Raw genomic sequence first — 369 nt, 5'->3', positions numbered from 1 at the left:
AATCATGAAATAGTAGACCTTCTAATACATTTAAAAAAACAAGGGTTTCAGTTAGCTATCGTAACTGGAAAAGCAAGAAGAAGCCTGGACATTTCTCTAAAAGCATTAGGATTAGTTTCTTTCTTCGACTGTATAATAGCTGGGGATGATGTAATGAAGCCAAAACCTGATCCTGAAGGTATTCTTCTTGTATTAAATACATTAAATGTAAATGCAGACGAAGCTATTTTTATTGGGGATAGTGATGCTGACATACTCGCTGGAAAACATGCAGATGTACGAACGATTGGCGTACAATGGTTACCAAACTATCAATCTGCTACATTTACTGTGCAACCAGATGATTTTATTAAGAAAACAGATGATTTT

At 34.7% G+C, this 369-nt stretch carries 1 protein-coding gene; it reads left to right on the top strand.

Annotated features, from left to right (window positions below; translation table 11 throughout):
- Window positions 1-369: HAD family hydrolase (locus KI369_RS27655; RefSeq protein WP_212958817.1), on the top strand; the 369-nt coding region annotated here is incomplete at both ends.

The sequence above is a fragment of the Bacillus sanguinis genome, from assembly GCF_018332475.1.
Taxonomy (GTDB): domain Bacteria; phylum Bacillota; class Bacilli; order Bacillales; family Bacillaceae_G; genus Bacillus_A; species Bacillus_A sanguinis.
This window is presented reverse-complemented; position numbering and strand designations above follow the sequence as displayed.